General features: G+C 60.6%; 19 protein-coding genes. 10 read left to right on the top strand and 9 right to left on the bottom strand.

What is annotated here, in order from left to right; all coding sequences use genetic code 11:
* The first annotated feature begins 115 nt into the window (after window positions 1-115).
* From ASG35_RS24755 to lepB, 3 genes are all read left to right on the top strand, one after another.
* Window positions 116-871 carry a FadR/GntR family transcriptional regulator gene (locus ASG35_RS24755; protein WP_056363998.1) on the top strand — a complete coding sequence of 252 codons (756 nt, stop codon included), beginning with the start codon at window positions 116-118 and terminating at the stop codon, window positions 869-871.
* Between the two features lie 238 nt (window positions 872-1109).
* Window positions 1110-2090 (top strand): Gfo/Idh/MocA family protein, encoded by a 981-nt coding sequence (locus ASG35_RS24750; protein ID WP_056363996.1) that lies wholly within the window; start codon window positions 1110-1112, stop codon window positions 2088-2090.
* A gap of 91 nt (window positions 2091-2181) precedes the next feature.
* Window positions 2182-2859 (top strand): signal peptidase I, encoded by a 678-nt coding sequence (lepB, locus tag ASG35_RS24745; protein ID WP_056364610.1) that lies wholly within the window; start codon window positions 2182-2184, stop codon window positions 2857-2859.
* Window positions 2860-2871: 12 nt separating this feature from the next.
* On the opposite strand, the gene ASG35_RS24740 is transcribed toward lepB, so the two are convergent.
* From ASG35_RS24740 to ASG35_RS24715, 6 genes are all read right to left on the bottom strand, one after another.
* A complete protein-coding gene (locus ASG35_RS24740) occupies window positions 2872-3531 on the bottom strand; it encodes an amino acid ABC transporter permease (RefSeq protein WP_056364608.1) in 660 nt (219 codons plus the stop codon).
* Window positions 3532-3630: 99 nt separating this feature from the next.
* The gene (locus tag ASG35_RS24735) at window positions 3631-4425 is read right to left on the bottom strand and encodes a cystine ABC transporter substrate-binding protein (protein WP_056363994.1); all 795 of its coding nucleotides are present in this window, start codon (window positions 4423-4425) and stop codon (window positions 3631-3633) included.
* A gap of 126 nt (window positions 4426-4551) precedes the next feature.
* Window positions 4552-5592, bottom strand: a complete 1041-nt coding sequence (locus tag ASG35_RS24730; RefSeq protein WP_056363992.1) for a quinone-dependent dihydroorotate dehydrogenase — start codon at window positions 5590-5592, stop codon at window positions 4552-4554.
* 132 nt (window positions 5593-5724) lie between these two features.
* Window positions 5725-6594, bottom strand: a complete 870-nt coding sequence (locus ASG35_RS24725; protein ID WP_056363991.1) for an arginyltransferase — start codon at window positions 6592-6594, stop codon at window positions 5725-5727.
* A gap of 137 nt (window positions 6595-6731) precedes the next feature.
* A complete protein-coding gene (gene aat, locus ASG35_RS24720) occupies window positions 6732-7475 on the bottom strand; it encodes a leucyl/phenylalanyl-tRNA--protein transferase (RefSeq protein WP_056363990.1) in 744 nt (247 codons plus the stop codon).
* Between the two features lie 15 nt (window positions 7476-7490).
* Entirely contained in the window at window positions 7491-8036 is a 546-nt protein-coding gene (locus tag ASG35_RS24715) for an NUDIX hydrolase (RefSeq protein ID WP_056363988.1), read from the bottom strand.
* A gap of 250 nt (window positions 8037-8286) precedes the next feature.
* Between ASG35_RS24715 and ASG35_RS24710 the strand changes: the two genes are divergently transcribed.
* The 3 genes from ASG35_RS24710 to moaE are packed head-to-tail and all read left to right on the top strand — an operon-like array spanning window position 8287 to window position 10248.
* Entirely contained in the window at window positions 8287-9516 is a 1230-nt protein-coding gene (locus ASG35_RS24710; protein ID WP_442854867.1) for a molybdopterin molybdotransferase MoeA, read from the top strand.
* Window positions 9517-9524: 8 nt separating this feature from the next.
* The gene (gene moaD, locus ASG35_RS24705; RefSeq protein ID WP_056363984.1) at window positions 9525-9782 is read left to right on the top strand and encodes a molybdopterin converting factor subunit 1; all 258 of its coding nucleotides are present in this window, start codon (window positions 9525-9527) and stop codon (window positions 9780-9782) included.
* A gap of 1 nt (window position 9783) precedes the next feature.
* Window positions 9784-10248 (top strand): molybdopterin synthase catalytic subunit MoaE, encoded by a 465-nt coding sequence (gene moaE / locus ASG35_RS24700; RefSeq protein WP_056363982.1) that lies wholly within the window; start codon window positions 9784-9786, stop codon window positions 10246-10248.
* Between the two features lie 23 nt (window positions 10249-10271).
* Here moaE and ASG35_RS24695 read toward each other — a convergent pair whose 3' ends face one another.
* The gene (locus ASG35_RS24695; protein WP_056363981.1) at window positions 10272-10820 is read right to left on the bottom strand and encodes a group III truncated hemoglobin; all 549 of its coding nucleotides are present in this window, start codon (window positions 10818-10820) and stop codon (window positions 10272-10274) included.
* A 3-nt stretch (window positions 10821-10823) separates the two neighbouring features.
* Here ASG35_RS24695 and ASG35_RS31650 point away from each other — a divergent pair, with 3 nt between their 5' ends.
* From ASG35_RS31650 to ASG35_RS24675, 4 genes are all read left to right on the top strand, one after another.
* Window positions 10824-11012 carry a hypothetical protein gene (locus ASG35_RS31650; protein ID WP_156393347.1) on the top strand — a complete coding sequence of 63 codons (189 nt, stop codon included), beginning with the start codon at window positions 10824-10826 and terminating at the stop codon, window positions 11010-11012.
* A 291-nt stretch (window positions 11013-11303) separates the two neighbouring features.
* Window positions 11304-11813 (top strand): Rrf2 family transcriptional regulator, encoded by a 510-nt coding sequence (locus ASG35_RS24685; RefSeq protein WP_056363977.1) that lies wholly within the window; start codon window positions 11304-11306, stop codon window positions 11811-11813.
* Window positions 11814-11994: 181 nt separating this feature from the next.
* Window positions 11995-14592 carry an ATP-dependent chaperone ClpB gene (gene clpB, locus ASG35_RS24680; protein ID WP_056364606.1) on the top strand — a complete coding sequence of 866 codons (2598 nt, stop codon included), beginning with the start codon at window positions 11995-11997 and terminating at the stop codon, window positions 14590-14592.
* A 241-nt stretch (window positions 14593-14833) separates the two neighbouring features.
* Window positions 14834-15268: a nuclear transport factor 2 family protein gene (locus tag ASG35_RS24675; protein ID WP_056363975.1), complete on the top strand. Its 435-nt coding sequence runs from the start codon at window positions 14834-14836 to the stop codon at window positions 15266-15268.
* Window positions 15269-15339: 71 nt separating this feature from the next.
* Here ASG35_RS24675 and ASG35_RS24670 read toward each other — a convergent pair whose 3' ends face one another.
* Entirely contained in the window at window positions 15340-15786 is a 447-nt protein-coding gene (locus ASG35_RS24670; protein WP_056363973.1) for a YidB family protein, read from the bottom strand.
* A gap of 170 nt (window positions 15787-15956) precedes the next feature.
* Window positions 15957-16538, bottom strand: coding sequence for a ComEA family DNA-binding protein (locus ASG35_RS24665; RefSeq protein ID WP_056363971.1), 582 nt, complete (start codon window positions 16536-16538; stop codon window positions 15957-15959).
* Window positions 16539-16672 lie beyond the last annotated feature (134 nt).

Raw genomic sequence — 16672 nt, 5'->3', positions numbered from 1 at the left:
GAGCACGTGCGGCTGGCCGGTCTACCGGTCATGACCCAAGCGTGCGGTTCCGGGAGCTTGGGGAAGCTTTCCGGATACGCAGGGACACAATGTGGGGCGCAAGGGGAGAGGGGTGATGGACGAAAATAAAGAGCGGTCGCTGGTGGCTAAGGTGATGGACGGGCTTGTCTCGGGCATTGTCGAACAGAAGTACGGCGCGATCCTGCCGCCGCAGGATGTTTTATCGAAGGAGTTCGACGTAAGTCGGACCGTGATGCGAGAGGCGCTCTCCATGCTCCTCGCGCGGCACATGCTGGACGTGCGCCCGAAGACAGGCACGCGGATCCGGCCGATGAGCGACTGGCGGCTGATCGACGAAGACGTGGTGAGCTGGCGCTTCAGGGCCACGCCCGACCAGGCGTTCTTGCGCGACGTGATCGAGTTCCGGATGCTGATCGAGCCGCGTGCGGCTGCGTTGGCTGCGGCTCGCGCGACGCCCGACGAGCTTGCCGGGATTCGCGAAGCGTTCGATGCGTTGTCGTCGCTCGAAACAGGCGAGCCGGAGTTCCAGGCCGCCGATGTCGCGCTTCACACGCGCATTGTCGCGGCGAGCGGCAACCAGTTCTTCCAGCAGATGACGGCTATCGTGCGTGGAGCGCTGGTGACCGTGTACCCGATCGTGCAAGGCATTGCGACCATGCGTGAAGCGACGCTCGGCGCGCAACGCGAAGTCGTGGAAGCCATCGGTGCACGCGATGCCGCCGCGGCCGAACGTGCGATGAGCCGTTTGATCGATGTCACGGCTGAAGAAGTCGGTCGTGCGTTTTCGCTCGAACGTCGCGAGGACAGCTCGTTCCCGCCAGTCGATGAATCGCAGTCAGCCGGCGCCTGATATTCAGTAAGCGCCTGGTTTGATCCCGGGATGGTTCCGGGAGATTCTGGTCACGTTCTTCGTGGCCGGGCGCTTCAGGCGCCACACGCGCGGTTCCTCACTGCGCAAACGTTGCACCTCCGGTTCTCCTCAGTTTCCACTTCAAAATCCCACTTCAGTTTCCCGCTTCCCGGCGATCACTCCCTTAGTGGACAATGTGCGTCATAAGCCATTGCCATCAAATCAGGGAGCGCAGCAGATGAACGAAGAGAGCACGATTCGCTGGGGTATCGTCGGTGCGGGGCGGATTGCGCACCGGTTCGCCGAAGGGCTGGCTTTCGTACCGGGAACGCAGCTCGCGGGCGTCTGGTCGCGCCGCCCGGAACCCACGCGCGCTTTCGCCGAAAAGTATCGGACACAGGCATTCGAAAGCTTCGACGCAATGCTCGGCAACATCGACGCGCTGTACATCGCGACCATGCAGAACAGCCATCCCGAATACGCGTTGCGTGCTTTCAAGGCGGGACGCGCGGTGCTTTGCGAGAAACCCGCGGCCGTTAACGCACGCGCGTTGCAGCAGATGATCGATACCGCGCGCTCCTCGAAACGCCTCTTCATGGAAGCCATGAAACCGCCGTTCTACCCGCTTTATACGCAGTTGCGCGAGCATCTGGCGGCGGATCCCATCGGCGAAATTGGACTTGTACGCGCCGGTTGTTCGATCGCGAATGTGCCGCCCGACCATCCTTCCTATTCCATGGAAATGGGCGGCGGCGCATTGCTCGATATCGGCATTTACGAAGCCTTCCTCGCAGTCGACTGGCTCGGCGAACCGCTCGAAGTGCAGACTTTCGGGCGGCTTGCACAAAGCGGCGTCGACAGTTTTGCAAGCCTGAATGTGCGGCACGAGCGCGGCGTCGCGCAGATATTTTGCGGCATGGATCTTCAGGGCAAGGGCGACGCATTGCTCGCTGCAACCGGCGGCACGGTCACCCTCCACGAGAACTGGTGGAACCCGGCGCGTGCGACCATCCGTTATGTCGATGGCCGTGTCGTCGAACTCGACGCACCCTTCGAAGGCGGCGGCCTGAACTACGAGACCGCGCACTTTTGCGAGCTGTTGCGCGCCGGGGAAATTGAAAGTCCCATCATGCGGCACGCAATCTCGATGCAAATGATCTCCATCACCGACGCCGCCCGCCGCGACCTCGGCGTTCGGTTCCCGTTCGAAACCGAATGACGGAGCATCGCGCCGCGCGATACCTTATTTAAGCTTCATTTCAGATTTTCGCGATACTCTGCGACGTCTTCACATGCCGGGCATTTTTACCATGCGATTTTTATCCCGATTCTGGCGCGACAATCGCAAACTGGTGGCGTTTCTGGTCCTGATGGCGCTGTTTCGAAGTGCGATTGCGGACTGGAACGTGGTGCCGAGCGGTTCCATGTTGCCGACCATTCGCGAGGGCGATCGCATTGTCGTGGACAAGATGGCGTACGACCTGCGCGTACCATTTACGCACATCGCAATCCTGCATCTGCATGATCCGCAGCGCGGCGATATTGTGACGGTGGATTCATCGGCAGCGAAAGAGTTGATCGTTAAGCGGTTGATCGGACTTCCCGGCGATGTAGTCGCAATGCGTGACAACGTGCTTTATATCGATGGCAAGCGCGCCGCGTATCAGCCTGTCGATATTGCCGGCGTGGCGGGTGATTCATCGTCGCCCGGCGAGTATCTGGATGAAAAGCTCGGACACGTTTCGCATGTCGTGCGGTTGTCGGTGCTGGCGCCGAGTCCACGGCGCTCGTTCGGGCCGGTGACCGTGCCGAAGGGAGAATATCTGATGCTCGGAGACAACCGGGACGACAGCGCGGATTCGCGCTATTTCGGTTTTTTCCCGCGCGATGAACTGATGGGAAGGGCGCGCAGGGTCGCGTATTCGCTGGACCCTGAACGGCATTACTTTCCGCGTCTTGGAAGATTCGGCGCGCGGCTCGACGGCTAGGCGCCAACGCTTTCAGTGCCTCGCCGGCAGTGCCAATCTCCGCTCGAGCCGCCGCTGCACGAATTCCAGCACGCTGCAAAGCACCCAATAAACCACGGCGGCAGCGAGATATAACGGCAGCGGCTGATACGTGGCGGCAATCACTTCCTGCGCGCTGCGGAGCAACTCGGTCACGGTGATCACGGACACCAGCGACGTGTCCTTGATCAGGCTGATCAGGCTGTTGGAAAGGCTTGGCACGGCAATGCGGAGCGCCTGCGGACCGATTACATATCGAAGCGTCTGCGTTCTCGAAAGCCCGAGGCTGTACGCCGCAAGCCATTGTCCGCTCTGGATGCCGAGAATCGCGCCGCGCATGCTTTCCGACAGATACGCAGCCGCATTCGCCGACAACGCGATCACCCCCGCAGGCGTCGGATCGAGCGAAATCCCGATGCTCGGCAGCCCGTAATAAATCACGAAGATCTGGACAAGCAGCGGCGTTCCCCGCATCACGCTCACGTAAGCGCGCCCGATACCCACCAGCGTCTTGCTGCGGCTGATTCCCATGACCGCGAGCACGACGGCCGCGATCAGGCCGAAGAACATGGAGTAGGCCGCGAACTTGATCGTCAGCACGGCGCCTTGCGCCAGGGCCGGTATCGATTGAACGAGCAGGGATGTCGTGGACATGAGGTTTGCTTTGGATTCTTGACGGTCGATGCAGGCTTCAAAAGCCAAGGGCGGCATCGCGAAGATGCCGCCCCTGGCCGAACGCGGAGCGTCCGGGTTTTACTTCACTGCCGGCTTTGTCACGTCGATACCGAACCACTTGTCGGAGATCTTCGTGAAGGTGCCATCGGCTTCGAGCTGTGTCATTGCGTCGTCGATCGCTTTCTGGAACTTCGGATTGCCCTTCTTGAACGGAATGCCCGACGGGTTGCCCGGGCCGACGTTCGCGCCAGTGCGCAGCGGCAACTGCGAGTTTTTCATCAGATACGCGAGCATCAAGCGGTCGTTCAGCGCGGCGTCCAGACGGTTCGATGCCAGGTCGCGCAAATATTCAGGCGCGCCCGGATACGTCTTTACGTCGATACCCTGAACCGCTTTTGCCATGTCCATGTAGTTCGTGCCCAGACCCACGCCGAGCTTCTTGCCCTTGAGGTCGTCGAGCGTCTTGAACTCACGCGTATCGTCCTTGCGCTGGATCAGCTGGGCGTTCGAATACGTGTACGCCGGCGAGAAATCGAGCGTCTGCTTGCGAGCGTCGGTGATGCCGACCTGGTTCACGATCACGTCGAACTTGCCTGCCTGCAGACCGGCAATAATGCCGCTCCATTCCGTCGTGACGAACTCGGGCTTGACGCCGAGCTTTGCGGCGACAGCCTTGGCGATATCTACATCGAAACCAACCAGCTCACCTTGCGGCGACTTCGAGTTGAACGGAGGAAAAGTGCCTTCCAGGCCAATGCGCAGCGTGCCGCGCTGCTTGACCGAATCGAGCAAGTCTTCCGCGTGGGCAACCGCCGATAGCGACGCGCCAATCAGTCCTGCCACGAGTACTTTCTTGAAGAGGTTCAGTTTCATGTCTTGTTTGCCTTGGGTCCAGGTTTAATCGATAGTCTGAAGTGCCGCGATGATAGCGAAATCGCCCTCGCTGCTTCAGATCGATTCCTCATGTGGTTATGAGAACGGGTAGTGACACGTCGCTCGCTAAACGGCGGCCGGCTGGCGCGAGAGCGCTTCAACGCATTCGGTCACGAGCGCCGGCCCGCGATAAATCAGGCCGGTGTAGATCTGCACGAGCGATGCCCCCGCCGCGAGCTTTTCGCGTGCATCTTCGCCGGACAGGATGCCGCCCACGCCGATGATCGGCACCGCGTCGCCCAATTCCGCGCGCAACTTGCGTATCACCGCGTTCGACGCCTCGAACACCGGCTTGCCGGACAGGCCGCCGGTTTCATCGCCGTGTTTCATGCCGGCCACAGCCGTGCGCGACAACGTGGTGTTGGTGGCGATCACGCCATCAATCCGATGGCGCAGCAAGGTCGCGGCGATCTCCTTGATCTGCTCGTCGTCGAGATCGGGCGCGATCTTGAGCGCAAGCGGCACGAGTTTGCCGTGCATGTCGGAGAGACGTTGCTGCTTGTCTTTCAGCGCGCCGAGCAGCGCGTCGAGCTCGCCCGCGCCCTGCAACTGGCGCAGGTTCTTCGTATTCGGCGACGAGATATTGATGGTGACGTAGCTCGCGAACGGATACACGCGCTCGAGGCAATACAAATAGTCTTCGGCAGCGCGTTCTATGGGGGTATCCGCATTCTTGCCGATGTTCAGCCCCAGGATTCCGCGATACCGCGCGGCCTGCACGTTCTGGACGAACTGATCGACGCCGCGATTATTGAAGCCGAGCCGGTTGATGAGCGCCTGCGCGTCAGGCAGCCGGAACATGCGCGGGCGCGGATTGCCGGGCTGCGCGCGCGGCGTGACCGTCCCCACCTCGATAAATCCAAACCCCAGCGACGCCAGCCCGTCGATGCAAGCGCCGTCCTTGTCCAGTCCCGCCGCCAGCCCGACCGGATTGCGAAAATTCAGGCCCATGACGGTGCGCGGAGAATCGGGCGCACGTTCGGCAAGCATGCCGGCAACGCCTGTGCGGCCGGCGGCGCCGAGCATGCGCAGCGTCAGATGGTGCGCATCTTCCGCATCCATGCGAAAAAGTTGCGCGCGGGCAAGCGGGTAGAGGGAACTGAACACGAGGAGAGGCCGGAACGGCGAAAATTGAGACGCGCCATTTTAACGGCTTTGGTGGCGGCGGCTGCAAAGCTGTGTCGAAACGTTCAATTTGACGGAAAAATGCGCTGGATTCGTTCTTGCAAAACCTTGGCTTCAGCGGCGCGGTTTGTCCGCGGCCATCTTGCCGGGCATCGGCGGCGTTCCGGCGGAGTGCATCGTGACGGGATCAAGCAAGTCCCAGCGGCCGTCGATCAAACCTTCGAGCGGCCGGAAATTCGCCTTGTACGCCATTTTTTCGCTTTCGCGAATCCAGTAGCCGAGATACACATAGGGCAGGTCGAGGCTGCGCGCCTGCTCGATTTGCCACAGGATGTTGTACGTGCCGAAGCTCGTGTGCGGCATGTCCGGCTCGAAGAACGTATACACCGACGACAAGCCATCGCCCAGAATGTCGATCATGCTGATCATGCGCAGCACGCCTTTCGCGGGGGGATCGGTGTTCGATTTGCCGTCACCGCTCTCCGTGCCCGAGTCTGCAGACGCTATCACCGGCTCGCGAAACTCCACCAGGCGCGAGTTGATCCGGCTTTGCAGCAGGAATTGCTCGTATTGATCGCGGCTGTCGCGATCCATGCCGCCGCCCGCGTGCCGCGCCGACTGGTAGCGCATGTAGAGCGCGTAATGTTCTTCGTCGTAGTGAAGCGGCGCCACGCTCGCCACCAGATCGCCGTGCTGTTTCCAGACGCGCCGCTGGGTGCGGTTGGGTTTGAATCCATCGATAGGCAGGCGCACCGGAACACACGCACGGCAGCCATCGCAATAAGGCCGGTAGGTGAATACGCCCGAGCGCCGGAAACCGGCCTTGACGAGTTCGGTATAGACGTCGGAATTGATCAGGTGACTGGGCGTTGCAACCTGCGAGCGCGCGATGCGCCCATCGAGATAGCTGCAGGGATACGGCGCCGTTGCATAGAATTGCAACGCCGAAAGCGGTGAAAGCGGCAGCTCATTGGGGTGAGTCACGTTGGCAGCTCTCGTTCTAAGCGTCTGTCTGTCCCGCTTGCAGGCCCGTTGTATCAAGGGTCGGACAAGCTGCGGTTCTCTCGCGGTGTTGCCGGGTAAAAATGCTTCTGACGCATCTTGACCGATGATCGTCCATCTCAGCTCTCCGCTCGCACGCCGGACAGCGCCACGAGCACGGACTTGTCGAACTGCCAGGGTATCGGCGGCTCGAACACGGCGTCGCGCAGATGTCTCAAAAAAGTCTTCCGCGTGATCTCACGGCCGCCCAGCGACGCCAGATGCGACGTATTCTGCTGGCAGTCTATCATCTCTATTTTATGGTGGCGCAAGTGTCCGACGAGCGCCGCGAGCGCGATTTTGGAGGCATCGGTGCGATGCGCGAACATGGATTCGCCGAAAAACATTCGCCCGAACGAAACGCCATAAAGGCCGCCGACACGCGTGCCCTCGAACCAGGTTTCAATACTGTGCGCGCGGCCTTCGCGATGCAACGACGAATACGCCTCCACGATATCCGCCGTGATCCACGTGCCGCGCTGGCCTTCGCGCGGCGTCTGGGCGCATGCGCGCATCACGCCGGCAAAATCGTGGTCGACGCGGATTTCCCACGCGGCATCCCGCAATACGCGCCGAAGCGTTTTGCGCAGCGAATCGGAGACTTTGAATTCTTTTGGAATCAGGACCATGCGCGGGTCCGGACTCCACCAGAGAACCGGCTGGCCATCGGAATACCAAGGGAAAATGCCGTGCTGATACGCATCCACCAGGCGTGTGCTTTGCAATTCGGCGCTGGCCGCGAGCAAACCGGGCGCGCCGCTCGCCTCGCCGAGCGCGCGCTCGACGGGAGGGAACGGATCGTCGGATGCGAGCCATGGAACCATGATGCGGGGCGGCGCTCAGCCTTCGCGCAGTGAGCGGAAGATGTCGCCGGTGTGCAGCGAATAAGTGCCGGCGGCGCGATCGGCAAAGAAAAAGCGCAGCGTCTGGCCGACGGTCGGGAACGCGATCTCGTCCCAGGGAATCTCGCTTTCATCGAAAAGCTTGACTTCGAGACTTTCCTCGCCTGCATCTATGTCGAGGTCGAGCAAACGCGCCAGATAAAACAGATGCACCTGATGCACGTGCGGCACGTTCAGCAGCGTGAACAGACTCTGGATCTCGACGCGCGCGCCGGCTTCCTCGAGCGTCTCGCGCGAGGCGCCTTCGCTGGTGGTCTCGTTCATCTCCATGAAACCTGCGGGCAGCGTCCAGTAGCCGTAGCGCGGTTCGATCGCGCGACGGCACAGCAAGACCTTGTCGTCCCAGACCGGCACGGTCCCGACTACGTTGCGCGGATTCTGATAATGCACCGTGCCGCAGTTGCCGCAAACGAAACGTTCGCGGTTGTCGCCGGGAGGGACGAGCAGGCTGACTTCGTGGCCGCAGACGGAGCAAAATTTCATAGGGGAAAAGTCTGAAAGTGTCGTGCGAGTGTATCACCGAGGCCGGGACGCGCGGATGCGGACAAAGACTCGAATCCGGCGCAGATGGCCGATGGGCCCGGATCGGACGAAAGTGGACGCGCGCTTCTTGCTAGCCTGCATCTAGCTACAATATCTCTTCCGGACGCGGCGCTTTTTTCTCGCCGCTCATTTTCACGGTCACTAACCTTATTCGCCGATGTCCACCACGCCCGCCGCTTCACGCCCGCCGATGTTGTCCACCGCCGACGCACTCGCCACCTTGCTCGCGGCCGCCCAACGAGTGGACGGCACGGAAAGCGTCGACGGATTTAACGCGCTCGGCCGCGTGCTCGCCGCCGACGTCGTGTCTCCGCTGGACGTGCCGCCCATGCGCACGAGTTCCATGGACGGTTACGCCGTGCGGGCGGCCGACCTGGTTCGAGCTTCGGAGGCGAGCGGCGTGACGCTGCCCGTTTCGCAGCGAATTCCCGCCGGCGCCGCGGCCGAACCGCTGGCCGCCGGAACGGCTGCGCGAATTTTCACGGGTGCGACGGTGCCGCCGGGCGCGGACGCCATCGTGATGCAGGAAATGGTTCGGGCAGACGATTCCGGCGCGACCTTCACGCAGGCGCCATCGGAAGGCGAGTGGATCACCCAGCAAGGTGCCGATATTCGTAGCGGTTCCGTGATCCTGGCCGCCGGGACGCGGCTGACGCCGCAGGCGTTGGGGCTGGCGGCATCGGTGGGATGCGCTGCGCTGGACGTTGTACGCCGGGTGCGCGTTGCCGTCTTTTTCACCGGCGACGAACTCACCACGCCGGGCGAGCCGCTGCGCCCGGGCGCAATCTACAACTCGAACCGATACACCTTGCGTGCGTTGCTCGCCGCAATCGGCTGCGAGGTGACGGACTTCGGCATCGTGCCGGACCGGCTGGACGCGACGCGCGAAACGCTGCGCCGCGCGGCGCGCGATCACGACCTGATCCTCACGTGCGGCGGGGTATCGGTGGGAGAGGAAGATCACGTGAAACCCGCCGTGGAAGCCGAAGGTCGCATCGCCATGTGGCAAATAGCGATGAAACCCGGCAAACCGCTCGCGTTCGGCGCGGTCCGGCGTGACACGTCCCAGCAAACCGATGAGGCGTTTTTTATCGGCTTGCCGGGAAATCCGGTATCGAGTTTCTGCACATTCCTGCTGTTCGTCCGGCCGTTTGTTCTGCGCCTTGCCGGCGTTGCGTCGACCGAACCGCGCGTGTATTCCATGCGGGCGGATTTCACGCAGAAAAAGGGCGATCGCCGCAACGAATTCCTGCGAGCGCGCGTGAATAACGCCGGTGGACTCGACGTGTTCGCAAATCAAAGCTCGGCCGTGCTGACATCGACGGTATGGGGCGATGGATTGATCGATAACCCTCCGGATCACGCCATTCAGGCCGGCGAAATCGTACGTTTTATTCCGTTTTCAGAACTGATGCGTTGAAGGTAATCATGAAAGTCGAGTTGCGTTTTTTTGCGAGCGTGCGCGAGGCGCTCGGAGTGGCGAATGAAAGCGTGGACGTGCCGGACGGCGTGGCCAACGTTGGCGATGTTCGCGCCTGGCTGCGCGCGCGTGGCGGCGTGTGGGCTGAAACGCTTGCCGAAGGACGGTCGTTGCGCATGGCGTGTAATCACGAGATGACAGACCCGTCGCGGCGCATTACGGACGGCTGCGAAGTCGCGTTCTTTCCTCCGGTCACGGGCGGCTGAGATGACCCGAATCCGCGTGCAGGAAGCTGATTTCGACATCAGCGCCGAAGTCGCCGCGCTACGTGCCGATAACCCCAAGGTCGGCGCGGTGGCATGTTTTATTGGCACGGTCCGGGATCTGAACGAAGGCCAGACCGTCCAGACGATGGAGCTGGAACATTACCCCGGCATGACCGAAAAGGCGCTGGAAGCGATAGCCGCGCAGGCGCGTGAGCGCTGGCCGGGTTCGGACGTGCTGATTGTGCATCGGGTGGGAAAATTGTTACCGCTCGATCAGATCGTGTTGGTGGCGACGACCGCCGTGCATCGCGCGGAAGCGTTTGAATCGTGCGCGTTCGTGATGGATTACCTTAAAACGCAGGCGCCGTTCTGGAAGAAAGAGAAGACAGAACGCGGCGAGAAATGGGTCGATGCCCGCGAGTCGGACGATGCCGCGCGCGCTCGATGGGGCATCGAGTCACATTAAATGTGGCGAAAAAGTCCGCTCTCTCAGGACTTGCTGCTATCCACGCCTGCCACATCCACCGGAAACGGCGTTGCGCCGCTCCTGTCGGGGAGATCGGCTGATGGCTCGCGCTCGCCTCTGCGCAGGCGCTTGAGCGAATCCAGCAGCGCGGCCTGCGCTTCGGGAATCCGATAATCCCAGCCAAACTTGCTCAACTGCAGGCTTTGCGCAATGCGCAGCGCCGGTTCCATGAACTGGACGGCAGCGGCCGGTTCGTAGCGGGATTCGACGGTATCGAGGAACAGCGTGAGCCAGCGCGCAAAATGCTGCGGCTCAATATCACCGAGCGGCCGATGCGCCTCCTGAACATTGCCCCGATAGTCCTTCGTCCCGAGCACGAGGCTCGACCAGAAAGTCGTCATCTTCGCGAAATGCGCGTCCCAGCGTCCTGTCAGCTCGCGTGAAAAGATCGGACCGAGCAGCGGATCTTCATCGACGCGTGCGTAGAACACCTCGACGAATTCGCGGATATTCTCTTCGTTCGGCTGCGAAATGCGGCTCGTCGGGTCGGATTGTGTCGTGGAATCGATCATGGATTGAATGCTTTTGCTGCAATGAATACGGCGGATTTTAAAGGCGTTTCCGAACCGGCCCTTTATCCGCGCGCCTGGCCTGATAACAAGACGATTTCGAAGAAAAGTGAATTAACTGAAAATATGTCGCAGAATAGCGGCCATGCCGTGAAATGCAATTTCACCTTTTTCTCGCCTGTGCGCGTCCCATGATAGTCGACGTCCAGGCCTGAAACCGCCGTTGTCAAGAGCGACGGGTTGCCGCGGCAACAGATGAAGCACACGTCGAGTCCGGACACACGCATGCCGGCTCCGGCACTTCAATCCGCCTTGCACCGCTGCGCCACGGGGGCGTCGCGCGTGCGTGCCCGACCAGAACTGGCGCGCGATCGACAAAACACCAGCGCTGCCAACGCGTCGTTTATCGCGCTGATGCGCCATCCAATGCAATCAAAGTGCGACTGAACAACGCGACCGAACACGCGGCCCTACGCGACTACCCTAATGCGACTAACCGATTACACCGATTATTCCCTGCGCGTCATGCTGTATCTCGCCGTTCGGCCTGAAGGACTGGCGACGATTCAGGAAATCTCGGAGGCCTACGGGATCTCCAAGAACCACTTGATGAAAGTGGTGCAACGCCTCGGCGAACTGGGCTGGGTGGAGACGCTTCGGGGCCGTAACGGCGGCCTGAGGCTCGACCCTCGAACGCCGCTTCTGACCATTGGCGAAGTGGTGCGCAAGACGGAGAACGACTTCTCCATCGTCGGTTGCTTCGCCGGGGACAACGAAGCGCATCGGCATTGTGTGATTCAGTCGCATTGCCAGCTGAAAGGCGTGTTTGCGGCCGCGCGCGATGCTTTTCTTGCCGAGCTCGATCGGCATACCATAGGCGATCTGGCGTCGCCGGCGGATGAACTGGCCGGTTTGCTCGGCATCGTGCGGTTCATGCCGTCCATAAAAACGGACGCAAGCGGATCTGGCCAGAACGCAGGTCGAAGTCAGGTTTGATCCAATTCCGGCGCGCGCCGATGCGCCGTTAATCCGTCCTCCCGAGCTTCAATTCCGCCAAACGCCGTCACGTGCCCGATTTGACGATTTATCCAGAAAATTGTCGTTTTCGGGCACCGAAGCGCTTGAAAGTGCCGGATCGCGCCTCATTTTGAATGCATCCCGATTTGGAGGTCGCACTATGAGAATCGACAAGCTCACTACGAAGTTTCAGGAAGCACTAGCCGACGCGCAAAGTCTCGCCGTCGGCAATGACAATCAATACATCGAACCGGTTCATCTGCTTGCTGCGCTGATTGCACAACAGGACGGTTCCGCGCGCTCGCTGCTCTCGCAGGCCGGCGTGCAGGTTCAGGCGCTCGAAACCGCGTTGAAAGACGCGATGGCCCGTTTGCCGCAAGTGCAGGGCACGGACGGCAACGTCCAGGTCAGCCGCGAGCTCGCCGGACTGTTGAACAGCGCGGACAAGGAAGCGCAAAAGCTCAACGACACGTTCATCGCGAGCGAAATGTTCCTGCTCGCAGTCGCCGACGATAAAGGCGATGCCGGCCGTCTCGCCAAGCAGCACGGCCTGACGCGCAAGGCGCTCGAAGCCGCGATCAACACCGTGCGCGGCGGTGGCCAGGTTCATAGCCAGGACGCCGAAAGCCAGCGTGGCGCGCTGAAGAAATACACCGTCGACCTGACCGAGCGCGCTCGCGCCGGGAAGCTCGATCCGGTGATTGGACGCGACGACGAAATCCGCCGTTCCATCCAGATCCTGCAACGCCGGACGAAAAACAATCCGGTATTGATCGGCGAACCAGGCGTGGGCAAGACCGCCATCGTGGAAGGTCTTGCGCAGCGGATCGTGAACGGCGAAGTGCCGGAATCGCTCAAGAGCAAGCGCGTGCTTTCGCTCGATATGGCCGCGTTGCTGGCCGGCGCGAAGTATCGCGGGGAATTCGAGGAGCGGCTCAAGGCCGTGCTCAGCGACATCGCGAAGGACGAAGGGCAGACCATCGTTTTCATCGATGAAATCCATACGATGGTCGGCGCCGGCAAGGCCGAAGGCGCCATGGACGCGGGCAACATGCTGAAGCCGGCGCTCTCGCGCGGCGAGCTGCATTGCATCGGTGCGACCACGCTGGACGAATACCGCAAGTACATCGAGAAGGACGCCGCGCTCGAACGCCGTTTCCAAAAGGTGCTCGTGGATGAACCGTCGGTGGAAGCGACCATCGCGATTCTGCGCGGCTTGCAGGAAAAGTACGAGCTGCATCACGGCGTCGAGATCACCGATCCGGCGATCGTCGCGGCGGCGGAATTGTCGCATCGCTATATCACGGACCGCTTCCTGCCGGACAAGGCCATCGATCTGATCGATGAAGCCGCGTCGCGCATCAAGATGGAAATCGATTCGAAGCCCGAAGAAATGGACCGGCTCGATCGTCGTTTGATCCAGTTGAAGATCGAGCGTGAAGCGGTCAAGAAGGAGAAGGACGAAGCATCGCAAAAGCGCCTGCAATTGATCGAGGAAGAAATCGAGCGGCTCGATCGCGAATATTCCGATCTCGAGGAAATCTGGATGGCGGAAAAAGCTGCTGTTCAGGGCAGCGCGACGCTCAAGGAAGAGATCGAGAAGGTGCGCGCGGATATCGTGCGGTTGCAACGCGAAGGCAAGCTCGAAAAAGTGGCCGAGTTGCAGTACGGCAAGTTGCCCGGGCTCGAGGCGCAGTTGAAGCAGGTGACGCAAGCCGAAACCGCCGAGCAGACCAATCCGACGCGGCCGCGTTTGCTGCGCACGCAAGTGGGCGCCGAGGAGATTGCGGAAGTCGTGTCGCGCTCGACCGGCATTCCGGTATCGCGCATGATGCAGGGCGAGCGCGACAAGCTTTTGCAGATCGAGTCCAAGTTGCATGAACGCGTGATTGGGCAGGATGAAGCAATTGGCGCTGTCTCCGATGCAATCCGCCGTTCGCGCGCTGGCCTGTCCGATCCGAATCGTCCGTATGGTTCATTCCTGTTCCTCGGGCCAACGGGCGTGGGCAAGACCGAGTTGTGCAAGGCGCTCGCCGCGTTCCTGTTCGATTCGGAGGACCATCTGATCCGTATCGACATGAGCGAGTTCATGGAGAAGCACAGCGTCGCGCGTTTGATCGGCGCGCCGCCGGGATACGTGGGTTATGAAGAGGGCGGTTATCTGACCGAGCTCGTGCGTCGGAAGCCGTACAGCGTGATCCTGCTCGATGAAATCGAAAAAGCGCATCCGGACGTGTTCAACGTATTACTGCAAGTGCTCGACGACGGCCGCATGACCGACGGACAAGGGCGCACCGTGGACTTCAAGAATACGGTGATCGTGATGACATCGAATCTTGGCTCGCATGTGATTCAATCGATGGTCGGCGAGCCGCACGAAGCCGTGAAGGACGCTGTCTGGGAAGAGGTCAAGCTGCACTTCCGGCCGGAGTTCTTGAATCGTATCGATGACGTTGTGGTGTTCCATTCGCTCGACCGCAGCAACATTCAGTCGATCGCGAAGATCCAGTTGCAGCGCTTGCATGAACGGCTCGCGAAGCTGGAGATGCAGCTGGATGTATCGGACGCGGCGCTCGAGTTGATCGGCAAGGTGGGTTACGACCCGGTGTTCGGCGCGCGGCCGTTGAAGCGCGCGATCCAGCAGCAGATCGAGAACCCGGTCGCGAAGCTGATACTCGCCGGCAAGTTCGGCCCGAAGGATGTGATTCCTGTCGATGTCCGCGACGGCGAGCTGGTGTTCGATCGCGTCGTGCATTAAGACGCTTTTTGGTGGTTTGCTTGGAAACGCCCGATGAGGTTCGTCGGGCGTTTTTTTTCGCTTGTTGTGTTCCGGGAAGGTTTGGGTTTACACCGTTAAAAATCCTCAAGCATCGTGATAATCTGCGTTCAAGTTATCTGACGTCGTATGTAATATTTTAATTGGTAGCGGTGATGTTCGGTTAGGTAACGCTGAGTAGTCATACGATGTCCGTTCAAATCCGAGCCTTAAGAATATGCCCATGACAAAACTCAAAATTTTTCTGGCCGCAACCATTGCGTGCGCCGCGTCGCTGAACGCTTACGCGAAAGCCACCGATCAGGCATCCCTGGACTCGGCCGTTCAGCGCTTGCACGCCGCAATGATCGCGGCGAACGGCGCCGAACTCAAAGCGCTGACCACACCAACGCTGAGCTACGGTCATTCGAACGCGTCGGTGCAGAACCAGCAGGTTTATATCGATACGATCGTGAGCGGGAAGACGCACTACAAGCGCATCGACCTGAGCGCGCCGAGCGTGACCCTCGCAGGCGATAACGCCATCGTCCGCGATCATTTTTCGACGACAGTGGAAAGCGACGGCAAGCAGACCGACGTTGAACTCGATCAGCTGATGGTCTGGAAGAAGGTCGGCAACGGCTGGAAATTGCTGGCGCGACAAGGTTTCAAGCACTAAGAAAAAGGGGCATCGGATCAAACCGATGCCCCTTTTTATCTTCCAAGCAAAAACTCAGAAACGAAGCACGATCAAGCCTTCGGTTCTTCACCCTTGCCGAACAAGCCGCCCAGGCCGCCGAGCGAACCCAGCACGCTGCTCAGATCGAGCTTGCCGTCGGCCGGCACTTCGCCGTTCGGCGTTGCCTTATCGACCAGATGCGGCAGAACAGCTGCCAGCATGCCGCTCAACTGATCGCCCGATACACCGGCTTTCTGCGCGAGGTCGCTGACCGCGCCCGAGCCAAGTACGTTCGTGAGGGTGTCGGAACTGATCGGCTTGTTTTCGCCATGACCAATCCACGACGACACGACATCACCAGCGCCATTTTCATGGAAGCGCTGGATCAAGCCGGTGAGGCCGCCCGGCTGGTTGTTGATGAATTCCATTGCGACGGCGACCAGACCGGCCGGCGCTGCGCCGCCACCTTCCGGTGACGATTTGCCGAAGGACGAGGCGAGGGTATCGAGTAGGCTCATGGCTGTCTCTCTCAAAAGCGATGCGGTTGGTTATCGCCCGGTTGTATTGCAGTAACCGGGCTAACAAGGTGCCGTCCATCAGGACGGCGAGTGTTCTGCTACAAAGCGACTTGAGTACGCTTGAGCGCGAGCGTCGTGCGTGTGGCCATTGCACGAATGCGTCGCTGCGCTCAGGTCGCTGCCGCGTCGCTCGCGGCTTTCTTCTTCTTTGACTTCTTCGATGCCTTGGCGCCACTCGCGCCAGAAGCTGCATCGGCAGTGGCTGTGGCCGGGCTGCTTGCTGAATCAGCGGCTTTCGCTTTCTTCGATTTTTTGGCTTTCGGAGCCGATGCCGCATCCGGCGTGACCGCGGGCGTCGTGGCCGTGGTCGCTGCAGGAGAGGTCGCGGCCGTTGCTGCGGTCGAGGATTTCACCGTCGATTTGCCCGGCGCCGCGCTCGTGCTCGTTGCAGGCGTCTTGGAAGGCTTCGCGCCTGTCGGCGGCGCGGAAGAGCCGCCGATTGTCAGCCCCGCTTCCTCCAGATGCCCGACGGATTTTGTTCCAAGTCCTTTCACGCGATTGGCGAGATCGTCTGCGTCCTTGAACGGGCCGTTTGCAGTCCGTTCGTCGATGATCGCTTTCGACTTCACGGGACCCAGCCCCTTGATGGCTTCAAGCGAGGCCTGATCCGCTGTGTTCACATCGGTGGCGGCGAACGCAGCGCCGATCGACAACGAAAAGGCCAGAAACAACATCAACAGCTTTTTAAGCATGACAAGTGCTCCAGGTTAAAAGCAAAAGGAGAAATGAGTGTCGCGGTGCCGCCCCGACTTTACTGGAAGCCTGGCCAGAAAGTCCAACTAGCATAGGACAAAACGATCGTCAGGATAATGGCGGCGACTGTGAA

Source organism: Burkholderia sp. Leaf177, assembly GCF_001424345.1.
Classification (GTDB): Bacteria; Pseudomonadota; Gammaproteobacteria; order Burkholderiales; family Burkholderiaceae; genus Caballeronia.
The sequence above is the reverse complement of the archived record's forward strand: the minus strand, read 5'-3'. Positions and strand labels throughout refer to the sequence as shown.

Excerpts from the sequence above, each read along its gene's own strand:
- ASG35_RS24715 (WP_056363988.1), bottom strand. The coding sequence starts at position 8,036 with ATGAAATTTTGCTCCGTCTGCGGCCACGAAGTCAGCCTGCTCGTCCCT.
- ASG35_RS24710 (WP_442854867.1), top strand. The coding sequence starts at position 8,287 with ATGTTGTCCACCGCCGACGCACTCGCCACCTTGCTCGCGGCCGCCCAA.
- lepB (WP_056364610.1), top strand. The coding sequence starts at position 2,182 with ATGCGATTTTTATCCCGATTCTGGCGCGACAATCGCAAACTGGTGGCG.
- aat (WP_056363990.1), bottom strand. The coding sequence starts at position 7,475 with ATGGTTCCATGGCTCGCATCCGACGATCCGTTCCCTCCCGTCGAGCGC.
- moaE (WP_056363982.1), top strand. The coding sequence starts at position 9,784 with ATGACCCGAATCCGCGTGCAGGAAGCTGATTTCGACATCAGCGCCGAA.
- ASG35_RS24695 (WP_056363981.1), bottom strand. The coding sequence starts at position 10,820 with ATGATCGATTCCACGACACAATCCGACCCGACGAGCCGCATTTCGCAG.
- clpB (WP_056364606.1), top strand. The coding sequence starts at position 11,995 with ATGAGAATCGACAAGCTCACTACGAAGTTTCAGGAAGCACTAGCCGAC.
- ASG35_RS24675 (WP_056363975.1), top strand. The coding sequence starts at position 14,834 with ATGACAAAACTCAAAATTTTTCTGGCCGCAACCATTGCGTGCGCCGCG.
- ASG35_RS24670 (WP_056363973.1), bottom strand. The coding sequence starts at position 15,786 with ATGAGCCTACTCGATACCCTCGCCTCGTCCTTCGGCAAATCGTCACCG.
- ASG35_RS24735 (WP_056363994.1), bottom strand. The coding sequence starts at position 4,425 with ATGAAACTGAACCTCTTCAAGAAAGTACTCGTGGCAGGACTGATTGGC.
- ASG35_RS24750 (WP_056363996.1), top strand. The coding sequence starts at position 1,110 with ATGAACGAAGAGAGCACGATTCGCTGGGGTATCGTCGGTGCGGGGCGG.
- moaD (WP_056363984.1), top strand. The coding sequence starts at position 9,525 with ATGAAAGTCGAGTTGCGTTTTTTTGCGAGCGTGCGCGAGGCGCTCGGA.
- ASG35_RS24755 (WP_056363998.1), top strand. The coding sequence starts at position 116 with ATGGACGAAAATAAAGAGCGGTCGCTGGTGGCTAAGGTGATGGACGGG.
- ASG35_RS24665 (WP_056363971.1), bottom strand. The coding sequence starts at position 16,538 with ATGCTTAAAAAGCTGTTGATGTTGTTTCTGGCCTTTTCGTTGTCGATC.
- ASG35_RS24685 (WP_056363977.1), top strand. The coding sequence starts at position 11,304 with ATGCGACTAACCGATTACACCGATTATTCCCTGCGCGTCATGCTGTAT.
- ASG35_RS24740 (WP_056364608.1), bottom strand. The coding sequence starts at position 3,531 with ATGTCCACGACATCCCTGCTCGTTCAATCGATACCGGCCCTGGCGCAA.